General features: G+C 48.9%; 28 protein-coding genes. 5 read left to right on the forward strand and 23 right to left on the reverse strand.

Annotated elements, in window-relative coordinates:
* Positions 1 to 12: 12 nt before the first annotated feature.
* Together DW085_RS10085 and htpG are read right to left on the reverse strand one after the other, a co-directional pair.
* Positions 13 to 279, reverse strand: coding sequence for a DUF2007 domain-containing protein (locus DW085_RS10085; protein ID WP_118473033.1), 267 nt, complete (start codon positions 277 to 279; stop codon positions 13 to 15).
* 210 nt (positions 280 to 489) lie between these two features.
* Positions 490 to 2493 (reverse strand): molecular chaperone HtpG, encoded by a 2004-nt coding sequence (gene htpG / locus DW085_RS10090; protein WP_118492490.1) that lies wholly within the window; start codon positions 2491 to 2493, stop codon positions 490 to 492.
* A gap of 355 nt (positions 2494 to 2848) precedes the next feature.
* Between htpG and DW085_RS10095 the strand changes: the two genes are divergently transcribed.
* Entirely contained in the window at positions 2849 to 3343 is a 495-nt protein-coding gene (locus DW085_RS10095) for a DUF5721 family protein (RefSeq protein WP_107001332.1), read from the forward strand.
* 43 nt (positions 3344 to 3386) lie between these two features.
* On the opposite strand, the gene DW085_RS10100 is transcribed toward DW085_RS10095, so the two are convergent.
* Together DW085_RS10100 and DW085_RS10105 are read right to left on the reverse strand one after the other, a co-directional pair.
* Positions 3387 to 3917, reverse strand: coding sequence for a MurR/RpiR family transcriptional regulator (locus DW085_RS10100; protein WP_147352817.1), 531 nt, complete (start codon positions 3915 to 3917; stop codon positions 3387 to 3389).
* Positions 3857 to 4252: a MurR/RpiR family transcriptional regulator gene (locus DW085_RS10105; protein ID WP_118492494.1), complete on the reverse strand. Its 396-nt coding sequence runs from the start codon at positions 4250 to 4252 to the stop codon at positions 3857 to 3859. The genes DW085_RS10100 and DW085_RS10105 overlap by 61 nt, the downstream gene beginning before the upstream one ends.
* A 254-nt stretch (positions 4253 to 4506) precedes the next feature.
* On the opposite strand from DW085_RS10105, the gene DW085_RS10110 reads away from it, so the two are divergent.
* From DW085_RS10110 to DW085_RS10120, 3 genes are all read left to right on the forward strand, one after another.
* A complete protein-coding gene (locus DW085_RS10110; protein ID WP_233430262.1) occupies positions 4507 to 5349 on the forward strand; it encodes a carbon-nitrogen hydrolase family protein in 843 nt (280 codons plus the stop codon).
* Positions 5350 to 6930 carry a BCCT family transporter gene (locus tag DW085_RS10115; protein ID WP_118492496.1) on the forward strand — a complete coding sequence of 527 codons (1581 nt, stop codon included), beginning with the start codon at positions 5350 to 5352 and terminating at the stop codon, positions 6928 to 6930. It abuts the gene before it with no gap.
* Between the two features lie 237 nt (positions 6931 to 7167).
* Positions 7168 to 8118, forward strand: a complete 951-nt coding sequence (locus DW085_RS10120; RefSeq protein ID WP_118492498.1) for a DMT family transporter — start codon at positions 7168 to 7170, stop codon at positions 8116 to 8118.
* A gap of 88 nt (positions 8119 to 8206) precedes the next feature.
* On the opposite strand, the gene DW085_RS10125 is transcribed toward DW085_RS10120, so the two are convergent.
* The 16 genes from DW085_RS10125 to DW085_RS10195 all read right to left on the reverse strand — a co-directional run bounded on the left by DW085_RS10125 (position 8207) and on the right by DW085_RS10195 (position 22796).
* On the reverse strand, positions 8207 to 9589 hold the full coding sequence (locus DW085_RS10125; protein WP_107001328.1) for a sodium/glutamate symporter: 1383 nt from the start codon (positions 9587 to 9589) through the stop codon (positions 8207 to 8209).
* A 146-nt stretch (positions 9590 to 9735) separates the two neighbouring features.
* Positions 9736 to 10593: a DUF6282 family protein gene (locus DW085_RS10130; protein WP_118293910.1), complete on the reverse strand. Its 858-nt coding sequence runs from the start codon at positions 10591 to 10593 to the stop codon at positions 9736 to 9738.
* Positions 10594 to 10596: 3 nt separating this feature from the next.
* Positions 10597 to 11562, reverse strand: coding sequence for an alpha/beta hydrolase (locus DW085_RS10135; protein ID WP_107001326.1), 966 nt, complete (start codon positions 11560 to 11562; stop codon positions 10597 to 10599).
* 259 nt (positions 11563 to 11821) lie between these two features.
* Positions 11822 to 12994, reverse strand: coding sequence for a M14 family zinc carboxypeptidase (locus DW085_RS10140; protein ID WP_107001325.1), 1173 nt, complete (start codon positions 12992 to 12994; stop codon positions 11822 to 11824).
* Positions 12995 to 13341: 347 nt separating this feature from the next.
* Entirely contained in the window at positions 13342 to 14478 is a 1137-nt protein-coding gene (locus tag DW085_RS10145) for a sodium ion-translocating decarboxylase subunit beta (protein ID WP_118492500.1), read from the reverse strand.
* Between the two features lie 516 nt (positions 14479 to 14994).
* Positions 14995 to 15384: an Asp23/Gls24 family envelope stress response protein gene (locus DW085_RS10150; protein WP_107001323.1), complete on the reverse strand. Its 390-nt coding sequence runs from the start codon at positions 15382 to 15384 to the stop codon at positions 14995 to 14997.
* 307 nt (positions 15385 to 15691) lie between these two features.
* The gene (locus DW085_RS20580) at positions 15692 to 16009 is read right to left on the reverse strand and encodes a SpoIIIAH-like family protein (RefSeq protein WP_347475062.1); all 318 of its coding nucleotides are present in this window, start codon (positions 16007 to 16009) and stop codon (positions 15692 to 15694) included.
* A complete protein-coding gene (locus DW085_RS20585; RefSeq protein WP_347475057.1) occupies positions 15982 to 16422 on the reverse strand; it encodes a SpoIIIAH-like family protein in 441 nt (146 codons plus the stop codon). The genes DW085_RS20580 and DW085_RS20585 overlap by 28 nt, the downstream gene beginning before the upstream one ends.
* Positions 16423 to 16436: 14 nt before the next feature.
* Positions 16437 to 17117, reverse strand: a complete 681-nt coding sequence (locus DW085_RS10160) for a stage III sporulation protein AG (protein WP_118492502.1) — start codon at positions 17115 to 17117, stop codon at positions 16437 to 16439.
* Positions 17092 to 17760 (reverse strand): stage III sporulation protein AF, encoded by a 669-nt coding sequence (locus tag DW085_RS10165; RefSeq protein ID WP_118492504.1) that lies wholly within the window; start codon positions 17758 to 17760, stop codon positions 17092 to 17094. Before DW085_RS10165 ends, DW085_RS10160 begins: the two co-directional genes overlap by 26 nt.
* Before the next feature lie 3 nt (positions 17761 to 17763).
* On the reverse strand, positions 17764 to 18972 hold the full coding sequence (locus DW085_RS10170; RefSeq protein WP_118492506.1) for a stage III sporulation protein AE: 1209 nt from the start codon (positions 18970 to 18972) through the stop codon (positions 17764 to 17766).
* A gap of 48 nt (positions 18973 to 19020) precedes the next feature.
* A complete protein-coding gene (locus DW085_RS10175; protein WP_107001319.1) occupies positions 19021 to 19407 on the reverse strand; it encodes a SpoIIIAC/SpoIIIAD family protein in 387 nt (128 codons plus the stop codon).
* A 172-nt stretch (positions 19408 to 19579) separates the two neighbouring features.
* Positions 19580 to 19774 (reverse strand): stage III sporulation protein AC, encoded by a 195-nt coding sequence (gene spoIIIAC / locus DW085_RS10180; protein ID WP_022359269.1) that lies wholly within the window; start codon positions 19772 to 19774, stop codon positions 19580 to 19582.
* Positions 19775 to 19787: 13 nt separating this feature from the next.
* Positions 19788 to 20309 (reverse strand): stage III sporulation protein AB, encoded by a 522-nt coding sequence (locus DW085_RS10185; RefSeq protein WP_107001318.1) that lies wholly within the window; start codon positions 20307 to 20309, stop codon positions 19788 to 19790.
* A complete protein-coding gene (locus tag DW085_RS10190) occupies positions 20300 to 21355 on the reverse strand; it encodes a stage III sporulation protein AA (protein ID WP_118492508.1) in 1056 nt (351 codons plus the stop codon). The genes DW085_RS10185 and DW085_RS10190 overlap by 10 nt, the downstream gene beginning before the upstream one ends.
* Positions 21356 to 21410: 55 nt before the next feature.
* Positions 21411 to 22796: an MATE family efflux transporter gene (locus DW085_RS10195; protein ID WP_117796871.1), complete on the reverse strand. Its 1386-nt coding sequence runs from the start codon at positions 22794 to 22796 to the stop codon at positions 21411 to 21413.
* A gap of 138 nt (positions 22797 to 22934) precedes the next feature.
* Here DW085_RS10195 and DW085_RS10200 point away from each other — a divergent pair, with 138 nt between their 5' ends.
* The gene (locus DW085_RS10200) at positions 22935 to 23156 is read left to right on the forward strand and encodes a hypothetical protein (RefSeq protein ID WP_107001315.1); all 222 of its coding nucleotides are present in this window, start codon (positions 22935 to 22937) and stop codon (positions 23154 to 23156) included.
* 27 nt (positions 23157 to 23183) lie between these two features.
* Here the strand turns inward: DW085_RS10200 and rlmH are convergent, their stop codons facing one another.
* The 3 genes from rlmH to DW085_RS10215 form a co-directional block, all read right to left on the reverse strand.
* Entirely contained in the window at positions 23184 to 23663 is a 480-nt protein-coding gene (gene rlmH, locus DW085_RS10205; RefSeq protein ID WP_022359275.1) for a 23S rRNA (pseudouridine(1915)-N(3))-methyltransferase RlmH, read from the reverse strand.
* A complete protein-coding gene (locus tag DW085_RS10210) occupies positions 23660 to 24688 on the reverse strand; it encodes an alpha/beta hydrolase (RefSeq protein WP_118492510.1) in 1029 nt (342 codons plus the stop codon). The genes rlmH and DW085_RS10210 overlap by 4 nt, the downstream gene beginning before the upstream one ends.
* Positions 24689 to 24771: 83 nt before the next feature.
* The gene (locus DW085_RS10215) at positions 24772 to 26748 is read right to left on the reverse strand and encodes a DUF6320 domain-containing protein (protein WP_243033999.1); all 1977 of its coding nucleotides are present in this window, start codon (positions 26746 to 26748) and stop codon (positions 24772 to 24774) included.
* Positions 26749 to 26770: the final 22 nt, after the last annotated feature.

Below are 26770 nucleotides of genomic sequence, written 5' to 3' on the forward strand. Positions count from 1 at the left end.
AAAATACCTGTTTTATCTTCCGGCGCTTTCTATCACACGGCGCGCCTTTTCCTCCTCTGCTTTCTGCACATAAAACAGATATTCCCGTTCCGATGCCGCATTTTCTCCCGCACTTCCCAGCCTCGCCCGCTGATTGCCGGAAAGCACGCCCGATTTCAGACGGTTCTGCACCTTGACCTGATACTCAATTCCCGCCTGTTCCAGCTGCTCCCGGATCGCCGCCTGCCGTTTCATATCAAACGTCGCGCCAACCTGTTTCCATCCTCCGATTCCAAACATACACGCACCTCCCCGTCAAATCTGAAAAAACCTTGCTAAGTGCTCCTATTCTATCATAAATACTAAATTCGTGAAATAGTGAATCCCATTTGCTCTCTTACGACAGGTAATAAAAGAGCTGCCACATTTACGTGCAGCAGCTCCGTTATCATATCATATATGATATTTTAACATATTTTCCTATATAAAACAGTCCTAAACCAGACGCCCTTAGTTCAGCATCATACCCATAATCTCATTCGACCGTGCGATAAACTTCGTCATGCGCTCCGGTGTCAGGGAACCGTGGCTGAGCTGTGCCAGGTCGTAGAGCTGTTCGCAGATCTTCGGCGTATTCTCGCCATCCGTGTGCTCTAAGACGTACTGAACGAGCTTGTTGTTCGCGTTGAGTACCAGCACCTGACCGCTGCCGCCGAACATCGACGCGTCCATGCCCATGTTGTACATCTTCATCATATCCTGCATACGGCGTGTTTCCTCCGACAGGGTGATCATCGAAGAAATCTCAGCATCCTTCAGCTTCTCAACCTTTACCTGCAGCTTATCATCGCCCAGTGCTTTCTTGAAGGTCTCTGTCAGCGTCTCTTCCTGTTTCTTGAGCGCTTCCTTGTCCTCTTCCTTCACTTCCTCGCGCAGCGTGTCATTGACATCGGCATCAATACGCAGGAATTTCAGGTTCTCATGCTTCTGCTCTTCCTGGCTGATGAATGGATTATCAATGCTGTGAGACATGATGATCGCATCCTGTCCGTTTGCCTTGAACATGTTGATGTACTGGCTCTGCTCTTTCTCATTTGTTACATAGTAGATCTGGTTCTCATGACCTTCCTCTTTCGCCTTATCCATGCAGTCTTTCAGCGTCAGATATTTTCCGTCCAGGTTCTTGTAGATGATGTAATCATCCATCTTCTCAGCAAATTTCTGATCCTTTAAGCAGCCAAATTTGATAAATGGAGCGATATCGTCCCAATATTTCTCATAGGTCTCACGGTCTGTCTTGCACATACCGGTCAGCTTGTCCGCTACCTTCTTGGTGATGTAATCGGAAATCTTCTTTACAAATCCATCATTCTGCAGCGCACTTCTCGATACATTCAACGGCAGATCCGGGCAGTCGATCACACCCTTTAAGAGCATCAGGAACTCCGGAATGACCTCCTTGATATTATCCGCGATAAATACCTGGTTATTGTACAGCTTGATGGTGCCCTCGATGCTCTCATACTCCATGTTGATCTTCGGGAAGTACAGGATTCCTTTCAGGTTGAACGGATAATCCATGTTCAGGTGAATCCAGAACAGCGGTTCCTTGTAATCCATAAATACCTTGCGGTAAAATTCTTTGTACTCTTCCTCGGTGCACTCGTTCGGATGCTTGTTCCACAGCGGGTGAATGTCATTCAGTGCCACCGGACGTTTCAGGATCTTATATTTCTCGGTTCTCGGAGATACCTCCACGGTCTCTTTCGTGCCGTCCTCTTTCTCCTTTTCCTCGGTCTTTGCTTCCTCGACCACCGTCTCAACGATGGTGTCCTTATCGGTCAGCTGATCCTTCTCGATCGTCTCATACTCCGGCTCTGCCGTTGCATTTTTCAGGTAAATCTCAACCGGCATGAAAGAGCAGTACTTCTGGATGACTTCACGTGCGCGATACTCATTGCAGAACTCAGTGCTGTCTTCATTTAAATAAAGGACAATCTTGGTACCATTGCCTTCCTTATCGCCCTTATCCATCGCAAACTCAGTGCCGCCCTCAGACTCCCAGTGAACCGGCTCTGCGTCTTTCTTATAAGAAAGAGTATCGATCGTAACCTTGTCCGCTACCATGAATGCAGAATAGAAACCTAAACCGAAATGACCGATGATCTGGTCTTCGTTTGCTTTGTCCTTATATTTTGCCAGGAAATCCTGTGCACCGGAAAATGCGATCTGGTTAATGTACTCTTCCACTTCCTCGGCAGTCATACCGATACCATTATCCTCGACGGTAATCGTCTTGTCCTCGGAATTGACGGTAACCTGAATCTTATACTCCGTCTCCCCCGGCTCCTCATACTCGCCCATCAGCGCCAGCTTTTTCAGCTTCGTGATCGCGTCGCATCCGTTGGAAATCAGCTCACGATAGAAAATATCATGATCGGAATAAAGCCATTTCTTAATGATCGGGAAAATATTCTCGCTGTTGATTGATAAACTTCCTGTTTTTGCTGCCATATCTATACACTCCTTTTGATTGCAAAATACAGTGGATATCCGCTCCCGGAAATGGAGTCTGGCAGTTTCACTCTGCCGCGTCCAATCCTGCTATCCAGCTACATAAATATACGCTTGTAAAATTCTTTTTTTGTGATTTTCCATCACCGTGACTCTTATTTTAATACCAGCGTTCCAAGATGTCAATAGAAAATTAGCACTCATTTTTGTTGAGTGCTAATAAATTTTAAAATTCTCCGTCTTGCCAATAAGAAGTCACTTGCGTCCCCCTCCCGCCTGCGATAAAATAGAATCTACGTTATTGTTTCTACATTACACAGAAAATAACGAATTTACCATCTCAGCGAGGACACATATGATTGCCTGCAATATCTGTGATATAAAATTATTTACCAAGAAACTGTTCATCGGAGAGACATTTGACCGCTTTCTGCTCAAGGAAGCGGAGATCGTAACGTTCAACACCTTCTCCATCGACGGACGCGTCCATAAAAGCTTTTATTCCGAAGAAGAGCGTGCCGAGGGGCAGATTGAAGAATATTCAACCTGGAAAACTCTGCGCCCGTTCTGTTTTTCCCTCATAAAAGGAAAAAAGCTTCCGGAGCGCTTCTCCATCATTTTGAAGCTTCCGAAAGCTGCCACCGAACAGTTTCTGACCGCCCGCAAAAGCCAATGGCTCCCGGAGCAGGTCGGCGGACTGTTCTTAAATATTCATTATGAAAACCAGCATTTAAGCTGTGTCACCGGGCTGTCGCTCAACCAATTTACGTTAGACAAGACGCTGGAACGCGAGTGGGACGAGTCGATCCGGACATTTTTGCGAAAAGAAGAGCTGCCGTTTGAGGAATAACGGCAGCCCTGTTTTATCGGAATTTCCAGTTACACATCTTCGATTAATTCTCCCAGAGAATCAGTCCATTGTCATTCAATGCCTGTTCGATCTTTTCAATATTCTTCGTGGATTCCGGTGCGGTCCGTCTTCCCAGTTCACTCATGAGCGCCTCCGTTACCAGCATCAAAGCAGTATCACCGCTCGGATGGTTCACAGAATTCGTATCAATCACTACATCTGCGATCTTTACCAATGGATTTAAGCTTGTATTTGTGATCAGTATCATCGGGATTCCCAGGTTATGTGCTAACTCTGCCACACGAATCGTCTTTTTCGTACATGGCCAGACCGAATACACTAAAAGCACATCCTTCGGCGTCGTATTGATTGCAATCCGGTCATAGACAAACTCTTCCTCCCGGCTGAGCTGGCGGATATGCGGATAAAAGCGCTCTGCCACATATTCAAAATACAGCGCCAGCGCCTTGCTGGAACGCATTCCCAATATATAGAGCTGATCTGATTCCAGCATCAGCTGGATTGCCGCCTCAAACTGGGAAATGTTTGACGGCGTACAGAGATTTTCAAGCACCTGGATTCCGTCCGCGATCGCATATGGAACGTATCCCGGCTCGCCGTCTCCGAGGTACGGGAAAATTCTTGCCGCAGGCTACGGTACGGCGTTGTATTTTTCAAAAGCGATTCCTGTGCCAATGCTTTCTTAAATGTAGTGTAGCTGTCAAAGCCCAGAAGCTGTACCAGACGCATGACCGTCGTGCTTCCCACACCCGCATTTTCCGCCAGTTCCGCCACCGTCATCACGCCGATCTTTTCATAATTCAGCGCCAGATAATTGCAGAGAATTCTCTGTTTTTTCGGTACGGCGTCCTTGATTTTTATGATCTGTTCCAATACTTCATTGCCCATCGTTTATCCTCATTCATTCCAAGATTCTCACTCGATTTTCGTTTGGTTTTATTATATACTTTCCTTACAAATTCGTCAATTTGACATTTGTTTTTCGTCAAAGCAGACAAATTTCGGAGGATTTCTTTGTAAAAAAGGTAAATTTTATTCTTTATTATTGTATTTTGGTTGATTTATTCCTTTACAAATTCTATAATCATATCATAAATGTCGTTTATGGAATAAATATTCTATTTTAGGAAGGGGATACTCAAATGCAACAAACTCGATCACCTTACCAAATCGCCATGCTCCAGATGAACTGCGATTTGTTCCATGTTTCTAATAATCTTGACAAAGCAGAGAAACAGATCCGGGAAGCAGCCGCTCACGGGGCAAAATTGATTTGTCTGCCAGAGGTATTTAATGTCGGCTATCTCGGCACCTGCATCCCAGATATGATGAAGCTCGCCGAAATCGAAGATGGACCTTCCTTGACACGGATGCGTAGTCTGGCAAAGGAACTTTCAGTCTTTATTCTGGCTCCGATTCTTTTTTCCACCCCATCTGGAGTCGAAAACTCTGCTTTTTTGATCGATGATACCGGCACGATTCTCGGGCATTATTCAAAAACGCATCCCGTCGGAGACGAACGAACTTATCTGCAGCGCGGCACCCAGTACCCGGTCTTTGAGACAAAACTCGGAAAGATCGGCGTCGTCATCTGCTACGACGTATGCTTTCCAGAAACCGTCCGCCTGCTGACACTGGCCGGTGCCGAACTGGTTTTAGTCCCGGCCGCATGGCGCGCCAGCTACTATTTCAAAGAATGGTGGGATTTAAACCTTGCGTGCCGTGCCCTGGACAATCTTGTATACATAGCCGCAGTCAACCGCTGTGGATTGTCCGGCGATGAGATCTTCGCAGGAAAAAGCCAGCTGGTAAGTCCTATTGGAGAACGGATTGACAGCTGCGGCGTCCAGGAAGAAGCTATTTTATATGGAAGCGTTGATTTAAACCGGATTGCAAAAGAACGTGATTTTAATACCGTTCTGACCGACCGCCACCCGGAGGACTATCGTCCTATCTGGGATACACCCTACAAGGAGGAATCATAAATGACTGATAAAAATGCTAAAAATGAAAACTCAAAAATTCGCATCATGACCTTTTTCCCGCCATTTATTATTCTGGTCGCGTTCCTTGTTTTAAGCCTTGTCGATCAGGAAACTTTTCTGGGAGTCATCAATAATATCAACAACTGGATCATCAAAAATCTCGGCTGGGCTGCCAGCATTCTCGCCCTTGCAATCGTAATCGTCGCCGTTGTTGCCATGTTTTCCAAATTTGGCGATGTACGAATCGGCGGTGAGGACGCCAAACCAGAACTGAGCAATTTTTCCTGGTTTACTATCGCCCTTACAACGACCATGGCAGCCGGTGTCCTCTTCTGGGGACCAGGAGAACCGATCGCACATTACGCGTATCCGCCGACCGAATTATACGGCGTTGAACCTTCTACCAGCGGTTCCCTGAAATTTGCCATGGAAACCATGTTCCTTCACTGGACGATCGTTCCGTATTGTATGTATACGGTTCCGGCTGTTGTATTTGCTTTCATGTATTATAACGCAAAAAAGCCGTATTCCATCGCCAGTGAAGTTTCCCCTCTTCTGGGCGACCGCTGCTACCATCCTCGCTGGATGCAAACCATCGACGCAATCACCTTATTTGCCATCGGCGCCGGTATGGCTGGTTCCGTCGCACAGGCATTCATGAATATTTCCGGCGGTATCTCTAAAATATTCGGTCTTCCGTCTAATGCCCGACTCTGGTTTATGGTTGGCATCGTGGTTGCAGCCGTTACCGTTGCAACTGCTGTTTCCGGTATCCAGAAAGCCATGAAGCACGTTTCCAATATCAATGTATACGGCTTTGCCATTTTCCTGATTTTCCTGCTGGTATTTTCAAATGCCTCCTTCCTGTTCAACCTCTCTACCGAGGCATTGGGTGGTTTCGCAGGTACCTTTATTGAACGTATCTTAATCACCGGTGAATCCGTTGGAACCCAGTGGCCGCAGTGGTGGACCACGTTCTACTGGTTCAGTTGGATGGCATGGGCACCGACCTCCGGAGCTTTCATGGGACAGATCGCTTATGGACGCAAGGTAAAACACGTTCTTGGATTATATGTAGGTCTTTGTGCTTCTGTCAGTGCTATCTGGATGGTTTTAGTCAGCGGTACTTCCCTGTGGGTACAGACCTCCGGACTGTTCGACCTCGTTGCATCTTATGACCGCGGTGTTGAAAATGTTCCTTATGATATGTTAGGCGCACTTCCACTTGGAAATCTGATCATCCCGTTATTCGTGGTTCTGATCTTCCTCAGCACCATTACCGCCTGCAACTCCAACTGCATCGCCATGGCTGGTATCTCTACACAGGGCATCAACCCAGACTTCCCGGACTCCCCGATGTGGTTAAAGCTTGTATGGTGTGTCGTTCCGATGGCAGTCGGCTATATCATGATCGCAACCGTTGGTGTCAATGGTGTCAAGATCATCGCAAACTTCGGCGGAATGTTCGCCGCCCTCATCATGATCGGCGCAACCGCCAGTCTGGGAATTCTGATTAAAAATTATAAGAAATTTGACAAAACAGACGCTGGCAGTCTGATAAGGCATAGCCTTTCAAATTAAAAACATTCACATAAAATTTAAAAACATAAAAAATAAAGAAACCTCTGCAATTCTTCCTTGATTACAGAGGTTTCTTTAACATATATTTCCTATATTGAACCATTTATCATTATATCATAAGTACTAAATTCAGCTTTCGCCTTTGGCTCGGCTTCATTAAGTGCTTAGATATGACTCGCACTAAGTTCGAAAACACCTCACTAAGTGCTCATATTATATCATATTGAAAGGGATGTCATGAAATTTGCACAAACTAATCCAATCTTGGGAGCTATCCTATACAATTTCTTATTCGGTATCTCTTATTTACCGCTAAAAATCTTAACTGCACGCCTAAATGGAGATACTGCACTACTAATTGCGCTTCGTTTTGCAATCTGTCTTGTGATACTTTACGCCTTAAAACATACCGGACGAATTCATCTGCGTTCTCTTCGTGATATGGGCATATCTATTCTTCCTATCTGTATTTTCCAGCTGCTTAATGGCTTTTTTGAAACCACCGGCATGTGCTTCTATCCTTCTGGGAAAGCAAGTGTGGTTCTGGCATTAATCCCGCTAATTACCACCTTACTTGCCATTCCGTTTTTCCATGAAAAGCCCTCTGCAGGACAATTTTTCTTTATTCTTCTTAGCTTTTTAGGTGTTTTCATTGTTGCCGGAAATTCTGAGGATAAAGCTGCAACCGTATGGGGCTTTTTCCTGTTGTTGATGGCTGCCTTTATGTCCTCCTCCTTAAATCTCTGTATCCGGAAGCTCGGAAACCATCTGACACCTCTGGACATTACCTATGCCATGAGCTTCGCTATGTTTGCTATTTATGGAAGTATTTCTCTGATAAAGCACCTGGTTTCTAACGAGCTCACCGAATTATTTCGTCCGCTCTCGGATCCTGTTATCATCGGCTGCCTTCTTGCCTTATCCATTGGCTCCTCACTTTATGCATCAGCACTGCGGAATGTAATTTTTACCCATATGACCATGGCTACTGCATCCAGCTTCAGCGGCATCTCCACTGCTACAGCTGTACTTACAGGCGTTATTATTCTGAGAGAGCCTTTCGGCTTCCGTGAATTCTTTGGTCTTGTACTCGTACTTCTGGGGATCTGGGTGTCAATGCACTTCACCATAAAAATGGGAGATTTTCTTCCTCCCATCATTCTCCTTTATTTCACCTACATTAAATAAACTTCCGAGGCGAATTTTCTATCAATAAAAAATGTGTGGCTATTCATTTTCATGTCCAACCACACATTTTTTCATAATATACGAAAACTTATTTACTCATAACTTCTGCTTCGCCTTCCCGAAGCTCATTCATCTTCTCCTTATGTACACCAAAGCATTTTGCACATATCAGGAAAAGTACCACCGCTATTCCCGTCTCAATCGCACCAACTGCAATACATCCCATGGAAACCGCCAAAATTGGTGTAAATGCAATGATAAACACCTCAATCACGGACTGAAGCGTGTACGAATATCCATAATCATTTAACGTTCCGCTCTTTCCTTCCGGGTCTACAATTCGAAGCAGCGTAACACCAATTGCCACAACACCCGTTGTCCATCCAAATACAAAAATAGAACGCTCAAACCAGAAATTTCGGAACAGCTTCTGTCCAACTACAAATACTAAAAACAGGGAGGTCAGCAGTCCTAATACACATAAAAGTAAAATCGGACCTGCAAATTCGAGTACAACAGAAATAGAAATAGATGCCACACCAAAGCCAACCAGATAATCGGTTACCATCGAACCAATCCGTCCTTCCACATGCTCATCAATACTGTCTTTAAAACGAGTATGCCCTATAATCGTGTTAATAATGACACCAAATATCATTGCCAGGCACATAACCGGTAATTCTACATTCGGTAAGAACTGTTTATAAAAATCGTAGAACTTATAACCACACAGTGTTGCAGTCAGCGTGAGTGCAAGATGAAATGCCAACGGATCCATACTCATTGGATTGATGGTTTCTTCTCCCATCGAATTTCTCTTACCTACTGGAACGATTCCTGTGCGGCACTCTTCCGGAAGAGATTCCGCTTTTTCTACCAGACGTGTTCCTCCATGTCTGGTTGCATAGTTAATACAGGCAATTCCTACAAACAAACCAACTAACAGGCCCACGGTTGCAAACGTCTGCCCCAGTACAACGCCATCTTCACGTCCCAGTGAATTGTTAAGTGCCGTTCCAATCGTTGAAGCATAGCCATGTCCACCGCAAAATCCAGATGGCATCAGCAGGGCAATTTCTGTAAATACATTTGGAAACAAAATTTTCATCAGTGCGCCGCCTACCAGCAGTGCAATACCAAAACAGAAAAATTCAGCTCCCATATTGACACAAAAGGAATCGCCCACCTTTGTCAGAATCTGTTTTACATTGGTTTTATCTTTTTTCCCCAGGAACAAACCGCCAAATAATACACATACCAGCATATAAGCATAACTTCCTATTTTACCGCTCCACGGAATCACGTTTAAAAACTGCGGTCCCAGGACAAGTCCCATCAGACCTGCCAGAACAGACGCTGGAATATAAAACATCTGCAAAAATTTTATACGGGAACGCAGGAACTGGGCTATAATCAGCAGCAGCGACATAAATGCAAAATCATATAGAAACGACATATTGGTATATTCCATAGATATCCTCCTTCCAGTACACTATATTATCCCTTACCTTCTTAAAAGTACTTCTCGAAAGAAATAAAAAGGTCAAGAATTCTTATAAGTAAACTTATAATTGATTTCTGACCTTTTTATTTTTTCATATTCAATTATCAAATTTACTATAACTCTCCCAGCACCTTCCGGGGCACCGTATGCGTCATCACATAAATCTCATCTTCCGTGATTCCCTCATCCAGCAATGTCTGCATAAACAACTTCATCGCTTCCACCGGGTGTTCTCTTGAAGTCTGCCCCCGATCCGTTACCATAAAACAGTGTTCTGCTCCGACTACCCGGATATGGTCTGCCATCTCCTGCGCCGTGCATTCCTTTTCTGCCACATTATACCAGCATTTTTCAATATAAACGCCCAGAGCTGCCAGCTGTTTCTGCGTTTTTACATCGACACGCGTCCGCGGAAATTCTGGATGTGTCAGAACCATACGGTTTCCCTGCCGGATTCCCTCCTGACACAGGAGAATACTTTCCTCCGGGCTGATGTGCCCGGTCGCGACTGCCGCATCATACTTTCTGGCAATCCTCAAAATCTCCAAAACCTCCGCCCTCAGCTCCCCTGTTTCGGTCAGGATAGAGATTCCAGAGCGGTCAAAGAAATCTCCCGGCATATTCCCGGAACACAAAGAGTTCTTTGCGTCCCGGGTCGGCATCCACACGATACGGCATCCGCGCTTCATCGCATTTTCAACCGCATATGGATTGAGTCCTCCGACTGGCCAGTTTAACACCAGACCGCCATAGGCTTTCGTACACGAAGCACAGTGGATATTAGCCAGAATTGCCCGCGCAATCGTGGACTCATAGTGAGATTTCAGCATAATTCCTGCCATTCCGGCTCTCCCGGCTTCTTCTAACAGCCCGTAATCATCCAAAACTCGATGAAAGGGGGACGGGGCTGCGTGCATATGGAGGTCATACGCTCCCTGCATTAAATATGCAATCTCTTTTTCTCTGTCCATAGATTATTTCTGTAAACCAAACTGGAATGCTTTCAGATTCTCCTTGTAGAATGCTGCCAGCGCGTCAGCCAGTGCCTGGAACTTCGGATCGTCGTCGAACATCCACTCATTGTGCTTGCCATCTACATAGTATAACTGCTTCGGCTCCTGTGCCAGACGGTATGCTTCTTCCGCCTCTACACGCTGATGCAGCTCGTTATAATAGCCATGACCTACAAAGACAGCACGCGGTGCGATTCTCGGAAGCAGGTCTTCTACGTTGAAACGGATGAAGCTCTCGCCGATTGCGGTGCTCATCGGGGTCGGGAACTCCTCGCCGTTATCCTTGTTGACAGAATCGCCGATACCGCCGTTGATCTCTTTTAATACATGGTCTGTATAGAAATCGCCGCTCTCTGTGATGTTCGGATAATCGGTGTACGGATGCATCAGAACCGGATCGTTGGTTGTAATTCTCTTGATACGGTCTTCTCTGAGGCGTGCAACGCTCTTTCCAAACTTATCATTTCCCATGCCGTCACGCATCCAGCGCTCGCCATTTACAAAGCTGTTCAGGGTTGCAATCGCTTTTACTTCCTTGTCACGCGCTGCAACGGTTACGCATACAGCACCGCCGACACCCCATCCAAGAAGTCCGCAGCGTTCCGGATCTACTTCCGGCTGAATCTGCATAAAGGTAAATGCGTTTGCCACGTCTTCAACCTCTGTCTCAAGGGTTGTGTACTTCGGCAGGCATGGATGAACATTCTCACTCGGCTTAAATCCTCTGTAATCGAAGCCCATGCATACAAATCCTCTTGCTGTTAAAGCTCTTGCAAACAGTGCCGGATAGCACTTATTAACGCCGGTCCATCCAGAGTTACACAGAACTGCTGGTCTCTTCTCGCCCTCTTTGTAATCATCCGGGAGATAAATATCTCCTACCATCTTTGCGCCTTCGCTGTAGAATACAACTTCTCTTGTTTTCATGTTGAAATCCTCCATTTCATTTAATTTGTTCTTTTTTGTCGTTTATGGAATTTTTGTTCCTTTTGTGATTTTATATTAGATCATGTTGCAGAATTTGTCAACCATATTTTCGAAAAAAGAATGTATTTTCCATTTTGTATAGTTTTAGCTTCCTGTTTTTGTTGATTCGTTCCAAATCTTGAAACAAAAAAGGATGCACGACCACTTCCAACTCCAGTCGCACATCCTTTTTCTATCTAATCTTCATTTTATTCCATCATCAATGTGTCGCCACATAATATCCCAGCGTTGCCGGGACTGCCTTATTCTGGTTCCAGATCGCCGGATATTCCGAGAAAGATACCGGGCAAGTGGAACGTCCTACCTCGATCGTGATACCAGGGATGCCTGCTGCCTGCTGCAGCCAGTCCTTCAAGCCGCCGACGCCCTTGCTTCCAAGAACGGAATAACCATTCAAGGCATGAACAGCGTTTGCCAGCGCCTTGGACTCTGCCGCTTTCTGGTTGTTCTGCGTATCCCAGTAAATCACATTTCCCATCGCATGATAGTTGATAACCGCATTGAATCCCGTTCCCTGAATCAAGTTCGCGATTGCCTGGCTCTCCGGCTCTGACAGTGGGTTGGTTCCCTTATAACCATTTGCAGACGGATGGGTTAAAGACACATTGATTCCCTCCCAGTTTGCCGCAAAGTTATAGTTCAGATCGACACCGCGTGCATTCGCCTTCCAGCGTCTCATATACTCTTCATAGCTGACCGTTGTCCGGCTGGATGCCTTGTCCGCCGCGTACGCCGCCTGCATCGTCTGGCGCAGTTCCTCCGACTGGATACCATTCTCGCCCATCTGGCTGATCGTGACTCCATCCGGATTCAGCATCGGCACAAAATGAAATGCCACCTGTCCCAATATGTTAGAAAGCGGCTGCGTCATATAGGTACCATTATTCGTAAATCCAGCTGCCAGATACTCGAGCTGCTGCATCATCAGCGGTACAACGATATACTCTCTGGCATGAATCGCCCCCTGGAACAAAATCTTCTTGGATGCGTTCGGATTGCCGACAATCACATCGTAGATATCACGTCCGTCCGCCGATTTTCCAATCGATTTCACGGTCACTGTTCCCGGATAACGGCTTGCCAGCGCCGAAATATCGTTTACCATCTGGCTATAGGAATACTTATCCACCGGATTGACAACCGGATTGGATAACGTCTGATTATAATAGGAATTATCCGCCTGCTGTCCCGCATTCGCGTTCGTGGTTCCCGGACCGCCCGGTCCGATCACTGGTGCTGCCGCTGCCGGATCATCCGCCGGTCCTGCATACGCTGTAACTGCCGATAAGCTGCTGCACACAACTGACAGGGATAAACAAGTTGCCAAAGCGCCTTTTCGCAGCAGGCGCTGAATTTTATTTCGTTGACTCATTCTCATGTCTCCTTCTAGCCCTTTCAAACTCTTACAAACAATGTTTCTATTATAGATTTACCTCTGTCGAATGTCAACGAACTGCACAAAACTGAAAGAAAAAAGAAAGATACTTTTTCCAATTTATATTTTACTTTAACTTACCTAAAATCAGCACCACTGCCGTAATAATCAGGACAACGACGAAAATTCCCGCCATTCCTTTTCCCATAATTGCCAGCGAAATCAAAAAATTATTCCACATCCGATATTTTCCTCCATCTCAATCAGTGCAATGGCTGTCTCTTGATTTTTCATCATTCAAGTGCAGCCTTCCTTTTCCATTTTATCTGCCCGACAGACCTATATTACAAATACTGGCTTACCAGCTTAATGACCAGTCCGCCCGCGATGACCGAGGCGATCTGCCCCGATACATTGGCGCCGACCGCATGCATCAGGATAATATTTCCCTTTTCCTCCTCCATCGCCAGCTTCTGCACCACGCGTGAGGACATCGGGAATGCGGAAATGCCCGCCGCACCGATCATCGGATTGATTTTCGTCTTCAAAAACAGGTTCATAAATTTAGCAAACAGCACACCGCCGATCGTATCAAAGATAAATGCAATCAGACCGATTCCCATAATCAGAAGCGTGTCAACCCGCACAAACGCGTCCGCACGCATGCTGAACGAAATCGTGATGCCAAGCAGCAGGGTAATCAGGTTTGCCAGCTCGTTCTGTGCCGTCTGGGAAAGTGCCGGAAGCACGCCGCACTCACGGATCAGGTTTCCAAACATCAGAAATCCGACCAGCGCCACCGATGCTGGAGAAATCAGTCCGACAATGATAGTAACCACAATCGGAAATACGATCTTGGTCGTTTTGGACACATTTTTCGGACTGTAGGTCATGTGAATCTGGCGTTCTTTTTTCGTCGTCACCAGACGGATCGCAAATGGCTGGATGATTGGCACCAGCGCCATGTAGGAGTACGCCGCCACCGCGATTGCGCCCACATAGTTGGAATGCATGATCTGGGAAACCAGAATGGAAGTCGGTCCATCCGCCGCACCGATGATTCCGATCGACGCCGCATCCCTGAGTTCGAATCCCATCAGCGATGCCGCACAGATCGCAAAGAAAATGCCAAACTGCGCCGCCGCACCAAATAAAAACATGATCGGCTGTGACAGAAGCGGTCCAAAGTCAATCATTGCCCCGATTCCGATAAAGAGCAGAATCGGAAGCGCCTCCGACGCGCCGATCGTCGTCTCAAACAGCCACTGTATGATACCCGGTGTCTCCCCGATGCCCTCCGTCACCTGATTAATGACGCCGGATAATGGCAGGTTTACCATGATCGCGCCGAATCCCATCGGCAGAAGCAGCGCCGGTTCGTATTCCTTTTTGACCGCCAGCCAGATCAAAAGCCCGCCGATCAGATACATCACAAACTGCTGCGGCGTGATCGCCATGACGCCTTCCCATAAAAATTCCATGTTGTTCCTCCTGTTAATTTTGTTTTCCTTCATAAATATTCTGTTTCCTGGAGCCCCTTGCCAAGATACACCTGCTCTGGCAGCTGTCTTGCTTCGCGCCAGACATGCATCCATAAAAGAATGTGCCTTGGCACATTCTCGCGCCGAGCGCGGTCGCTTGCGACATGTTTCTGCTTCGCGCGAGTGCGCATCCTCGCGGAGCGCTTTTTGTTTCATAGAACTCAATTTCCTATGAAACAAAAAGACTTTCAGCATACGTTTCATCCACATATGCTAAAAGTCTTGTTCCTCACATTTGAATCATACGGCACACGCTTTTTGTTACAAAAGCACACTGCCATCTGACTTACACAAGGCATGTAACCATGAGGTTTACTATCCTCAGGGTCTGTTGGTTACATGGTTATAACTACTCCCTTTTAACGCGATCATCATATCATACGGTTTTTTCCCCGTCAAGGTCAAACTGAGTATTTTGTGTTAAGAAAATGAAAAGCTACGAAAACACGAAACCTGCTATGCTTCCGCCGGCATATTGACACCCGCGATCTTAATATTAACTTCCAGAACCATCAGACCGGTCATATTTTCAATCGCTGTCTTTACTTTGTCCTGCACCTTTTCACTGACTGCCGGGATGCTGTAGCCATATTTCATATTTAAGGACAGATCCACAATCACGTGATCCTCGGTTACGGTCACTTTCACGCCCTTGCTCAAATTTTTCATGCCGAGCTTTCCGACCAGTTCATTTGTGATATTGCCAGCCATCGAATCGACACCGTCTACCTCGGTCGCTGCCAGACCTGCGATGATCGCCACTACCTCATCGGCAATTTTCACTTCTCCAATGCGGTCCTTTTCATATACGATATGTGTGCTTCTATCTTCTGCTTCTCTCGCCATTCCAAATCCCTCCTGACCACTTCCATGTACGCCCGGAATCTTCTCTTCCCACAAAAAACAGATGCTCGAATACTTCCAGAAATACATTTCAATTAAGTGTTTTTATTATACCAAAAATACAGGAGTTTGCAAAGGCATTTCCAGTTCGAATCTTATCCGAGTTACTGTTCACGCATACGTGCCCAGTAACGGAATTTGCCGTGGCTTCGCATTTTAATACGGCAAATTCCTGCTGCCACCACGTTTTCTTACGGCACTTTCGGTTCCAAAAGTGCCTACCCGTGAACATTAACTCATCCGAACTTCCTCAATCTCCCAGGTTTAAAAGGGAAATCACGATATTTTCCGCCGATATCTCGGTTTTCCGTTTTACAATATCCTCGATCTGCGCGCGCTGCGGATCTGTGATGGACGGCGCGTTGACAACGACATCCACTTTTCCATCCGTGATGCTGACAACCGGATCGGCAAATCCTTTCGCCATCAGAAGCGTTTCCGCTGCATTTTCCTTCTCCGCTATCGCATTGAGTGCCAGCATATCCTGAACGGCTGCCTCTTTTGCCGACGCATCCAGATTTTCATTGTTAATCAGGGCATTCAGTGCTTCGCGGTTCTTGGCGCGGATCTGTTCACGCTGAGCTGTACATTGGCTATGTACTCTGCCACGCCGGTTCCGCCTGTCAAAACCGCCTCGCCCGGGTTATCGACTGCCGGATTGTCCGCAGATGCCTCCTCTCCGTCCGCCGCCCCCTGCGCTGTGCCCTCCTCACTGCCTGCTGCCAGCGGATCGCCCTCTCCCGGATCGTCAAAACTTGCAATCTCCTCATATTCACCGTCCGCCACGCTTCCGGACACCGCCTGATTTTCCGAATATATATCGCTATCTGAAATCTTGGTCGCCCCCGCTTCATATGTATCCGCCCCCGGCAGATCGGATTTTCCCGCATAGTTGAGATACCCCGCCGCCGCAATCATGATCGCCAGCGTCGTGATGATGATTTGATTTCTCCTGAAAACGCGTTTCATCTTCATTCTCATATTTGCATACTCCTTTATTCCACCCGCTTTAATACTTTTATTTTATGTGCCGGCAGTCCGAATAATGCCTGCATCGCTTCCGAAATTTCCTTCTGTACCGACGCATTTCCTCCTCCCTGTGCGCTGATCACGATACCGGAAATCTCCGGTGCCAGCTCTTTTTCAACTACCGGTTCCCCGCTGCCTGAACTTCCCGCCAGCACGGTGCTCTCCCGCAGCGATTCATCCGCCTGCTGCCGCGTACCACCCGAAGAATCCGTCTCCGAGGTGGCCACCCGGCTTCTCTCCTTATCCACCCGCAGCACCTTTTCCGAAGAAGAAAACAGAGTCAGCATCACATCCACCTCACCCACGCCGTCCACCTTCTTTAAAACGTCCCGGATCCGCTGCTCCAGGCGAAGCTCGTAGAGGCGGTTGGTGTCCTGCCTGGATGCAGTGCCTGGCAGACCTGTTTCGACATCCGAACCACTCTCTTCTGAACTTCCATTTTTGTCCTGCCCTGCTCTATGCCCAGAGTTTGTTTCTGTTTCACTCTCCGCCCATCTTTCCCCTGACCGCAAGACTCCCGTCTCACTCGTCTTCTTCCCAAACGGCGCATATAAGATCAAAATTGCCAGCCCAAGCACCAGCAAAATCAGCCATTTTTCATTTCGTTTGACCCATTCCTTGTCAAGGTTCCATCCTGACTTCCACATGATCCGCCTCCACCTGATAAAACGATGCCAGCCGCTGCTGAAGCTCCCAAATCTTTTCCCCATTCATCCATGAAACTGCCTGCGCGGCGGCGGGTTCTCCCTGCTTCTGCTCCTGTTCAAGTGAAATTTCAATCGGGGAAATTTTTTCTATTTCAATCATCGAACTCGGATCCTCCTGTTCCGCCGCTTCCATCCCCGCTTCCATCCCCGCCTCACTTCCCGCCACATACACCGTCACACTCCGCACCGAGGCAAATTGCTCCGACTCCGGATCTTTTTCCAGCTCTACGTCCGCCTTTTCCACGGAAAATCCCGCTTCCGCTGCCACCCGCACTGCCTCCTTGGACGCTTCCGCCTCATACTGGCTCAAAACCATATTTCTACGCCGCACCTCTATCTCATCCATCTCACTTTTCAGCTCGCCCGCTTCATTTTCAAACGAAAGAGATGTAAACAGATAATTCAGCCGCTCCTCCAGCCGCAGCCCGTCCGTCAGCGGCTTAAGCACAATCAGAAGCAAGATACAGCCCGCAAACAGGCGAATATATTTTTCATACTTATGTGCGGGCAAAAGCCCGGTCAGAACGGTCAGAAACACAAGATAACTGACGATATTCCCCGCCCAGTGAGTAATTACTTCCATCTTCTACCCCACAAAATAAGCCGCGTTCGTGCTCGCACACACCACCGCGATCGAAAGTGCAAATAACACCAACGCCGAACCAGCTGCTGCCAGCAAAAAATAAAATCCTTTCGCCACAGCGCCGACTGCCTCCACCACCCGGCTATCACTGACCGGCTGCAAAAGCGCCGCGCTTCCCTGGCACCCCAGATAGAGGATTAAAAGTTTCAAAAGCGGCAGAAGCGACACCGCCGCCAACACAAGCACTCCCCCGATGCCCACCGTATTCCGGATCAGGACGCTGCTTCCAAGAAGTACCTGCGACACTGCCGCCGCGCCCTGTCCGATTCCCGGTATCAGGCTGACCGCCCGCCGCAGCGCCGTCTGGCGCATCGAATCTGTATACGGCGCAATCATTCCCTGCAGCACATGAAAGCCCAGCACCACTCCCAAAAGCGCCTTGCTGCCCCAGCGCATCCCCTGTTCCAGCAATTCCAACGCTTTTGAAAACAAATCCTTCGAGCTTAAATGTCCCGCCAGCGACAGCAGGACATACAACTGGGTGCATGGCAGAAACAACTGTAAAAACACCCATTCCGCCACATTGACAGAAGCAAGTGTCCACGCATATCCGGCTGCTGCCGAGGTACTTCCCCCGGAAAAGGAAACAGCCAGAAAAAAAGCAGGAACCAGCACCCGGACAAATTCAAAGAGCTGCTCCAACAGTGTCCGCGTGATCCGCACCCCATTCAAAAAACTGGCGGCAAGCAGTGTAAAAATCAGAAGATACGTGACATAAAAGCCCATCTCCGATACCTGACTGTCGGCAAAGAGACTCGAAAAGCTGGCGAACACCGCCCCTAAAATTCCCAGAAGGATGACCTGCCCCATCCATCTGCCATTTTCTGAAATTTCCCGAAATAGGGCTGTCCGGCAAAAATCCATCAGCATCCGAACCGCACTCTGATAATTGCCAGAGAGAAGCATCGAAAGGATTTCCCGGAATGAAAGCCCCGGGACTGCCGAACCTCCCGCTTCCCTTAAAAATGCTTCGATTCTGCTTAAATCCAGTGAGTTCAGAAGAGAATCCATGTTCTCGCCAGAAACACTGAAATCCGAATCTTCGGATATCTTTTCACCATTTGCCGCCGACACCGTTAAATGATTTCCTGCCATCAAATATACACTCAAGAATATAACGCTCACTGCCCGCACAACCATCTTTGTTCCCACCGTCACCTGCTCTCACCATCTCTCCGCTTTTCTGCACTTACCACTTCCCTACGCCAAAAACTGCTTCACCGTCTCCAACAATGCCAGCAGAATCGGCATACTGACCGCCAGAATGGACAGCTTCGCAAATATCTCAATCTGTGTTCCCAGCGAACCGTACCCGGCATCCTTGCAAATCCCGGAGGCAAATTCGGCAATATAAGTAATTCCCGCCATTTTCAAAAGCGCCGACAAATACACTGGACTGATCCCGATGCAGGATTCCATCGTCCGAAGTGTTTTCAGAATCACTTCCAGCTTTCCCGCCGCATAGAAAAAGAGACACAGCCCCGCCGCCATCACAATGTACGTCCCATACTCGCTGCCTTTTCCCTTGAGCTGGACTGCCAGAAGAACTGCCGTGATCCCAAGAACCGATACGGTTAAAATTGACATTTTTTACCGTCCTTCCCTGCAATGTACTCTCGGAGTCTTTCCTGCACCCGCTTTTGCGGCTGATTTTTCGCCAGCTGCACCCGAATTTCATCAACGTATGCCTCAGAAATTTGGGCTCAACTGACAAAAAATCATCTCACAAAATCAAGCACAGAAGGATTCCGAGAGTCCATTACAACGCAAACAATTCCTTCATCGTCTCAAACAACTGATAAATATACGGCACCATCCAGAACAGTACCAAAAGAAGACCCGCAAGACTTGTGAGAAATGCCTGTTCCTCCCGCCCGCTGTGTTTGAGGATCTGGCAGAGGACGGAAACCAGGATACCGACTGCCGCAATCCGAAATATTAGATTAACTCCCATTTTCTTCCCCCACTTACATCAACACCACTGCCAGAAACAGCCCGCCTAGTATCCCAAGTCCCCAGCACAGCCGTTTCTTCTCCGGCTCTTCCCGCCGCAGCTGCTCAATCGCCCGTTCCAATTCTTCCAGATACAGTGCCAGCGTCTTTTGCTGCATTTCCAGATCGAGATACCCGATGCTGTTTCCAAACCGGCACATCAGCTCCCATTCCTCTGTTCCTAACATCGGACGAATCCCCTGCTCTTCCAGAACCGCTTCCCAGATACTCCCAAACGGACACTCTGGATTCGCTTCCAGCCGCTCTCCTGCCACCAAAAATAGTTTTCCCGCTTTTCCATCCCCGCGTGCCCCCGCCCGGCACAGTGCCAGAGGAAGAACTGCCTGTGTATACCCAATCTCTCCCTGCAGTCCCGCGGCAATCCGTTTTACTTCCTCCAAAAAACGCCTCCGGCCAATCAGGCGCAATGCCTCACCCCCGCCAATCCCCGCACACGATACACATACAAGGCAGATTCCAAGCAATTTTATCCACATATGAGCTCCTCGCCAGCTGCATCATATACCGCCTCCACCGTTCCCGGTCCGCGTCTATTTCCCAGCACCACATACCGCTCAAACCGTTTTTCTTGCAAAAAAGAGGCCAAGCCCGGTTTTTCCCGGATGTCCTCCATCGAATTTCCATGTACGGTTGCCAGAATCCTGCAGCCACAGTTCATCACATAGCGAAGCGCCTCCAAATCATTCTCACCGCCGATCTCGTCCACCGCGACCACCTCCGGTGCCATCGAGCGGATCAGCATCATCATTCCCTCCGCCTTGGGGCAGGCATCCAGCACATCTGTCCGGCAGCCAACATCGTTTTGCGGGATTCCCTGATAACAGGCGGCAATCTCCGAACGCTCATCCACCACCCCGACCGTCTGCGCCCTCACTTTTCCACCATGCTGCTTCCTCATCTCCACCATTTTTCCAGCTTTATTTTCATGTCCTGCACCTGCCTTAGGCCGTTCAAAGCTCCCCGTCAAAGCAGAGCCCCTATCCTTTCCCTCTTCTCCATCCGACACCATCCGGATCAGATCCCGCAGAAGTGTTGTTTTTCCGCATCTCGGCGGCGCAATCAGAAGCGTATTCCGGATACTTCCCGTCCCTGGATCCGTCAAAATCGACCGTATTTTTGCTGCACATCCTATCATCTGATGCGAAAAACGGACATTTAAAAAGGTTATCGGATGAATCGCCTTTATATGTCCGTTTTCCAGTATCGTCCTTCCAGCCACGCCAATCCGGTGTCCGCCCTGCACGGTCAGAAACCCCTGCCGGATTTCCTCCCCGTAAGCATAGAGAGAAGAACGAGCCGCGCATTGCAGCGTTTCATCCACATCCTCCCGGCTGACCCGGAATCCACTTCCGGCTGTGTACTCTTTATTTTTATATATGTAATACAGCGGCGCGCTAACTCGCAGCCGTACCTCTTCCATTCCATCCGCCTCAAGCGGAAGCGCCAGAAGCTGCTCCCGGATATTCCGGGAGAAAAAATGAAACAGCGCCCTCACATCCTGCTTTGATTGTTCCTCCTTCATCAGCCCGTCCTCCTTACCTCAATATATGAAGGACTGGCTAAAATATACCATCCGCCTATGCATGCACGGACGCACTTTCCATCCGCCGCAGCCGTCTCACCTCCACGCCTGCCATCGCAAGCGCCACCACGCCCGCCACAAAGTCCGCGATCGGTCCGGCATACATGATGCCGTCAATGCCGATAAACAGCGGCAGAATCACAATCAGCGGCAGTAAAAAGAGAATCTGGCGCGTCAGGGACAGGAAAATACCCTTTTTCGGTTTTCCAATCGCCGTAAACAGGTTCGACGCAATCGGCTGCACACAGTTTAAGAACGTGAAAAACAGGTAAATCCGGAAATATTTTTCCGCAAACTGGAAATACATCTCCGATCCTTCCCCGAACAGCCCGATGATCGGACGCGGAATCAACTGGAAACACGCAAAGGACACCGCCGACACCGCAAATCCCCACCTGAGCGCCAACCCATACACCTGCCGCACGCGCGCATAATTTTTCGCGCCATAATTGAAACTTGCGATCGGCTGCATGCCCTGCGAAAGACCGATGACGATCGAAAAAAACACCTGATTGACCTTCGTGATAATGCCGGCACACGCCAGCGGAATCGATTCCCCATAGTCCGAATGCGCACCATAGTAGGTCAAGGATTTATTTAACACGATCTGCACCACCAGCATCGCAAGCTGGTTGAAAAATGCCGCCGCCCCCAATGAGGTAATCATGCTTACATATGTTCTCTGTGGTCGAAGATGCGCCGCTGTCAGCCGTCCGTTTTTGTAACGGCGCAGATACCGGATAATCAGGATTCCTGAAAAAATCTGTCCAATGATCGTCGCCAGCGCAGCACCCGCCATTCCCATATGTAATCCAAAAATAAACAGCGGATCGAGCACTGTATTGATCAGCGCCCCGGATAAATTGTAAAGCATCGCATTAAGCGGGCTTCCGTCCGCCCTCACCAGATGCCCGCCGCCGTTGGTCAGAATCAGAAATGGAAATCCCAAAGCCGTGATACCCGTATACGTTTTGGCATACGCCAGCACATTGTCCGGCGAACCGAAAAAGCGCAGCATCGGCGTCAGGCAAAAAAGCGCCACAGTCCCCAGAATCACACCGCTTCCAAACAGAAGCGTCGCCGCATTTCCAATATAAAATAACGCCTTTTCCCGATCGCCGCCTCCCAGCGTCAGGTTAAAGGACGCCGCACCGCCGATTCCAAACAGAAGCGCCAGCGCCACACAGGAGATCGTCAACGGAAACGCCACGTTCGTCGCTGCATTCCCCAGCTCTCCCACGCTTCTTCCGATAAAAAACTGATCGACGATATTATAAAGGGCACCTACCAGCATCGCGATAATGCTTGGCACCGCAAACTGCCGCAAAAGCCCGCCGATCGGCTCCGTGCCTAGTATATTTTTCTTCTGTACCTGTTCCATGAATCTTGATTCTCCTGTCTACGTTACTGCGAACAGTTACCAGTCTACCTCTCATTACTGATAATTTTTCCTCTTTACATGCCTTCCCCGCGCATGATACACTACCATCAGTTATTAAAACGGAAAGGACTTAATCACATGAATCTTTCATCCTTACTGCAATTTCGGGACGAGTGGGCGCGTTTCAAAGCCCGCCACCCTAAATTTTCCCCTTTTCTGAAAGCCGCCTACACCCGCGCGCTGCGCGAGGACAGCGTCATTTCCCTAAAAGTGACCGCCCCGGACGGAACCGAGGTGGCATCTAACTTAAAGGTCAAAAAAGAGGATCTCGAACTGCTCTCACGCATTATGAATAGCTGATTTTTAATCACCCATCATGCATTATGTCTACTTATGGTACGGTTCTCCTTTTATAATCCGGAAACTCCGGTAAATCTGTTCCAGCAAAATCACGCGCATCAGCTGGTGTGGAAAGGTCAGGCGCGAAAAGCTGATCTTCGTGTCTGCACGGTTTAACACCGCCTGCGACAACCCCAGCGAACCTCCGATGATAAACTGCAGATGGCTCTCACCTCGCACGCCCAGGTCTTCCATCCATGCCGCCATCTCCTCCGAGGAACGCTGCTTTCCATCGATCGCAAGCGCAATCACATACGCGTCCTCCTTGATATGCGCCAGAATCCGCTCGCCCTCCTTGTCGCGGATCTGCGCTTCCTGCAGCTCACTCGCCTTATCCGGCGTTTTTTCATCCGCCACCTGCACGATCTCCAGACGGCAGTAACGCCCCAGCCGCTTGCTGTACTCCGCGATCGCCGCCTCCAGATATTTTTCCTTAATTTTTCCTACTGTCACTAACGTAATCTTCACTTTTTAAGCTCCCGTTTTAAAAATGCCAACAGATTCAGCCGCGCCCGGTCTTCCGTCTCTTTGCGTCTCGTTTTTACCTTTTTCACGACCGTTCCCTCCGGCTCCCGATGAATCCGGTAGATGATCCGCAGATATTCCGCGACCTCTTCCCATGCCTCGCGGCTCTCCGGAATCAGGTCGAGTCCCATCTGAAATACATGGAACATCCCGTCATAGACCGAGCAGCGCACCTTGACACCCTCGGCGCGCGCCTTTTTCGCTACCGCCCTCGTATCATCTAAAAGCACCTCATACGCGCCCACCTGCATCAGCATCGGCGGAAATCCTTCAAAATCTCCAAACAGCGGTGACAGATACGGATTTTTCGGATTGGCATTCCCGATATAGCTGCACTGGTACAACATATTTTCCTTCGAATTGCCAAACAGCGGATCGATCGTATAGTTTTCCTCATACGATGCCCCGCTCAGACTTACATCCGTCCACGGCGACATCGTGATAATGCCCGCAGGAAGCGGCAGCCCGTGATCTTTCGCATACAGACAGAGCGCCAGCGCCAGGCCTCCGCCCGCCGAATCCCCGGCTACCACGATCTGGGATGGCTGGTATTTCTTCTCTTCCAGAAGCCATCGGTACGCGTACACCGCATCCTCCAGCGCCGCCGGATACGGATGCTCCGGCGCCACCCGGTAGTCCGGCGTCAGAACATCCGCGCCGAAGCTGATCTGCGAATACTTAACCGCAAACCGCCGGTAAATATTTTTCATCGGACCGATATACCCGCCGCCGTGCAGCTGCAAAATGACGCGCCCCGTCACCGCCTGCTTCGGCTTCAAATATTCCATCACAAACTGTTCTGTTTTTACCAGCTCATAAATATATTCCGCCGGACATCTCCACGCCGGTTCGACCGGATTTTTCCGGAATTCGCCGGTCTGGATCGGCTTCTTTAACGATGTCTCCATCACGTCACTCATCATATCACGCGTCAGATTGCCTATCATGCTGACTGTTTTCCGACTCATGCTTCTTCCCTTTCTTTCATCCAAATTTTCAATCTTCGTATTTTTATAGACCGTTCCTTTACTGTGACCGATTTTCCTGCCATTTACACATGAAACCGCCTCTTCAATTCCCGCTTCACACTCCGGTCGCCCAGAATCACCGTCGCCGCCAGCGCTGCCACCGACACACCTGCTGCCAGCACCGTCAGACGCGGATGATGCGTCCACCCGATTTTCCAGAAAATCAACGGCACAAAGCTCAGAAATGTAATTGTGATCTGATACATAAAATAGCTCTGCCAGTTCATCCGGTTGACTAACATCATCAGAAGAACCGCCGCCACCTCAAACAGTGCGACGCATGGGATCGCGTAGTCCACCGACCACCCCCGAAGCCCTGTAAGCGCGTCAATCAGAAGCAAAATTGCCTGAATTCCCAGGGACTGCCGCACCAGCGTTCCTGCCAGGCTCGCATGCCGCATGACCGAAAACCGCAGCGTCATCGCCACATATGCCGCCGCGCCCGCCGTCAGAAGCGACCATTTAAACGGAATCCGATGATAAGTCGCCAGATTCGTAAGCCCCGCCAGAAGCGATACGAGCACCAATGACACATAAAATCCCCGCACCGCACGGCGCACGCGCTCTCGATCCTGAGCAATCACTGGATAACGTCCTTTATCATGCTCCGTATCCGTGATTCCATTGCTCTCTCGCTCTACCCGGATGCCCTTTTCCTCCAAAAAGTGAAAGAAAAACTCCGGAAGCCGGTTCTCTGCCATCGCGCTCGTAAACGACAGGCATAATTTCCCGTCATACGCCACCGCCCCGCATTTCATCCGCTGCTTCGGCGATGCGCCGACAAGAAGCTGAAAGCCCTCGATCGAATCTTTCAGTTCCTCCCGAACCTGCGCCGGTCCGATGTTGGAAAATGTCATCGTGTGGGCGCGGCTGGTGTGCAGAAAAATCAACTGCATCGCCAGATGTTTGACAAATAGCGGGATCGCCCGCACATACCATTTTTTCTCATTCGACACATTGTAGGAGATCGTCTCCTCCAGCCGCTCCTTCACGATCTGCTCATCCATCTGGCGGCCCACAGACGCAATCACTTCTTCCAATGCCTCCGGTGCCTTTCCCGCCGCCCACGAAATATTCACGACAGCAAAGAAGTTTGCCAGCGTCTCCGACTCAAAAAAATTCCGTAGGTTCACCGGAAGATTGAGCGCCACCGGACGTTTCAGCGTTTTCCCATCCGTCTCCGTCTGGATGATCGCCCAGAGAAGCACCGCCGCCAGATATTTGGTGATGCTGACACCCACCTTCCTGCATTCCGTCTTCAGTGCCGACACCTCAATCGTCCCCTGCAGCACTGCCATCTGATCAAATGGGAGAAATTCCCCCTGAATCGCAATCGCCGGTCTGCTGTTATAATGCCGATGCGGCAGTTTCCGGTAATGTCGCAGATAATCGTCCTCCCGGAGCGGCGAAAACTCCCGCTCCTGCACCATAACCGGCAATTTTTTCACCAGTTCCAGATAATGTTCTGTAAGCCGTGAAGCAAACCGCAGCGCCCCCAGTCCGTCCGTCAACCCATGAAACACTTCAAAATTGATCCTGCATCCATAGTAGCTCACACGGAACGGGAACCGCGCGCCCCGGTGCGGATCAATGAAACGGCACGGTGCACTCTGTTCTTCTTCCACGCCCGGATTCCGGTTGTTCGTCTCAAAATAATACCAGAAAAATCCCTTCCGCAGCTTCACCCGGAAATTTTCAAACTCCGGAAGTGTCCGCACAAGCGCCCTTTGCAAAAGCTCCGGATCTACTTTTTCTTTCAGAACCGCCGAGATCCGGAATACACTGCTTAAATCCTCGCCCGACACCGCCGCAAAGAGCTTCGCCGTGTTATCCAGCCGCCTCCATGCGGCGCCCTGGATGCGGAGACGCTTTTTCTTTGGTTTTTCCTCTCGTTTCTTCTCCACTTTTTCTGAAACTATCTGTCCCGGCTCTTCCTGCTTCCCTGCAATTTCATCCTTCTGATCCTGTTTTTGGTTTTCCTCGTTCATTCTCTGCCCCATCTGCCTTTGCCACCTAAAGAAA

The sequence above is a fragment of the Clostridium sp. AF50-3 genome, from assembly GCF_003477445.1.
Classification (GTDB): Bacteria; Bacillota; Clostridia; order Lachnospirales; family Lachnospiraceae; genus Otoolea; species Otoolea fessa.

What these genes read in the sequence shown, in the direction of transcription:
- DW085_RS10085 (WP_118473033.1), bottom strand. Translation starts at nt 279, where the DNA reads ATGTTTGGAATCGGAGGATGGAAACAGGTTGGCGCGACGTTTGATATG.
- htpG (WP_118492490.1), bottom strand. Translation starts at nt 2,493, where the DNA reads ATGGCAGCAAAAACAGGAAGTTTATCAATCAACAGCGAGAATATTTTC.
- DW085_RS10095 (WP_107001332.1), top strand. Translation starts at nt 2,849, where the DNA reads ATGATTGCCTGCAATATCTGTGATATAAAATTATTTACCAAGAAACTG.
- DW085_RS10105 (WP_118492494.1), bottom strand. Translation starts at nt 4,252, where the DNA reads ATGGGCAATGAAGTATTGGAACAGATCATAAAAATCAAGGACGCCGTA.
- DW085_RS10110 (WP_233430262.1), top strand. Translation starts at nt 4,507, where the DNA reads ATGCAACAAACTCGATCACCTTACCAAATCGCCATGCTCCAGATGAAC.
- DW085_RS10115 (WP_118492496.1), top strand. Translation starts at nt 5,350, where the DNA reads ATGACTGATAAAAATGCTAAAAATGAAAACTCAAAAATTCGCATCATG.
- DW085_RS10120 (WP_118492498.1), top strand. Translation starts at nt 7,168, where the DNA reads ATGAAATTTGCACAAACTAATCCAATCTTGGGAGCTATCCTATACAAT.
- DW085_RS10125 (WP_107001328.1), bottom strand. Translation starts at nt 9,589, where the DNA reads ATGGAATATACCAATATGTCGTTTCTATATGATTTTGCATTTATGTCG.
- DW085_RS10130 (WP_118293910.1), bottom strand. Translation starts at nt 10,593, where the DNA reads ATGGACAGAGAAAAAGAGATTGCATATTTAATGCAGGGAGCGTATGAC.
- DW085_RS10135 (WP_107001326.1), bottom strand. Translation starts at nt 11,562, where the DNA reads ATGAAAACAAGAGAAGTTGTATTCTACAGCGAAGGCGCAAAGATGGTA.
- DW085_RS10140 (WP_107001325.1), bottom strand. Translation starts at nt 12,994, where the DNA reads ATGAGTCAACGAAATAAAATTCAGCGCCTGCTGCGAAAAGGCGCTTTG.
- DW085_RS10145 (WP_118492500.1), bottom strand. Translation starts at nt 14,478, where the DNA reads ATGGAATTTTTATGGGAAGGCGTCATGGCGATCACGCCGCAGCAGTTT.
- DW085_RS10150 (WP_107001323.1), bottom strand. Translation starts at nt 15,384, where the DNA reads ATGGCGAGAGAAGCAGAAGATAGAAGCACACATATCGTATATGAAAAG.
- DW085_RS20585 (WP_347475057.1), bottom strand. Translation starts at nt 16,422, where the DNA reads ATGAGAATGAAGATGAAACGCGTTTTCAGGAGAAATCAAATCATCATC.
- DW085_RS10160 (WP_118492502.1), bottom strand. Translation starts at nt 17,117, where the DNA reads ATGTGGAAGTCAGGATGGAACCTTGACAAGGAATGGGTCAAACGAAAT.
- DW085_RS10165 (WP_118492504.1), bottom strand. Translation starts at nt 17,760, where the DNA reads ATGGAAGTAATTACTCACTGGGCGGGGAATATCGTCAGTTATCTTGTG.
- DW085_RS10175 (WP_107001319.1), bottom strand. Translation starts at nt 19,407, where the DNA reads ATGTCAATTTTAACCGTATCGGTTCTTGGGATCACGGCAGTTCTTCTG.
- spoIIIAC (WP_022359269.1), bottom strand. Translation starts at nt 19,774, where the DNA reads ATGGGAGTTAATCTAATATTTCGGATTGCGGCAGTCGGTATCCTGGTT.
- DW085_RS10185 (WP_107001318.1), bottom strand. Translation starts at nt 20,309, where the DNA reads ATGTGGATAAAATTGCTTGGAATCTGCCTTGTATGTGTATCGTGTGCG.
- DW085_RS10190 (WP_118492508.1), bottom strand. Translation starts at nt 21,355, where the DNA reads ATGAAGGAGGAACAATCAAAGCAGGATGTGAGGGCGCTGTTTCATTTT.
- DW085_RS10195 (WP_117796871.1), bottom strand. Translation starts at nt 22,796, where the DNA reads ATGGAACAGGTACAGAAGAAAAATATACTAGGCACGGAGCCGATCGGC.
- DW085_RS10200 (WP_107001315.1), top strand. Translation starts at nt 22,935, where the DNA reads ATGAATCTTTCATCCTTACTGCAATTTCGGGACGAGTGGGCGCGTTTC.
- DW085_RS10210 (WP_118492510.1), bottom strand. Translation starts at nt 24,688, where the DNA reads ATGAGTCGGAAAACAGTCAGCATGATAGGCAATCTGACGCGTGATATG.
- DW085_RS10215 (WP_243033999.1), bottom strand. Translation starts at nt 26,748, where the DNA reads ATGGGGCAGAGAATGAACGAGGAAAACCAAAAACAGGATCAGAAGGAT.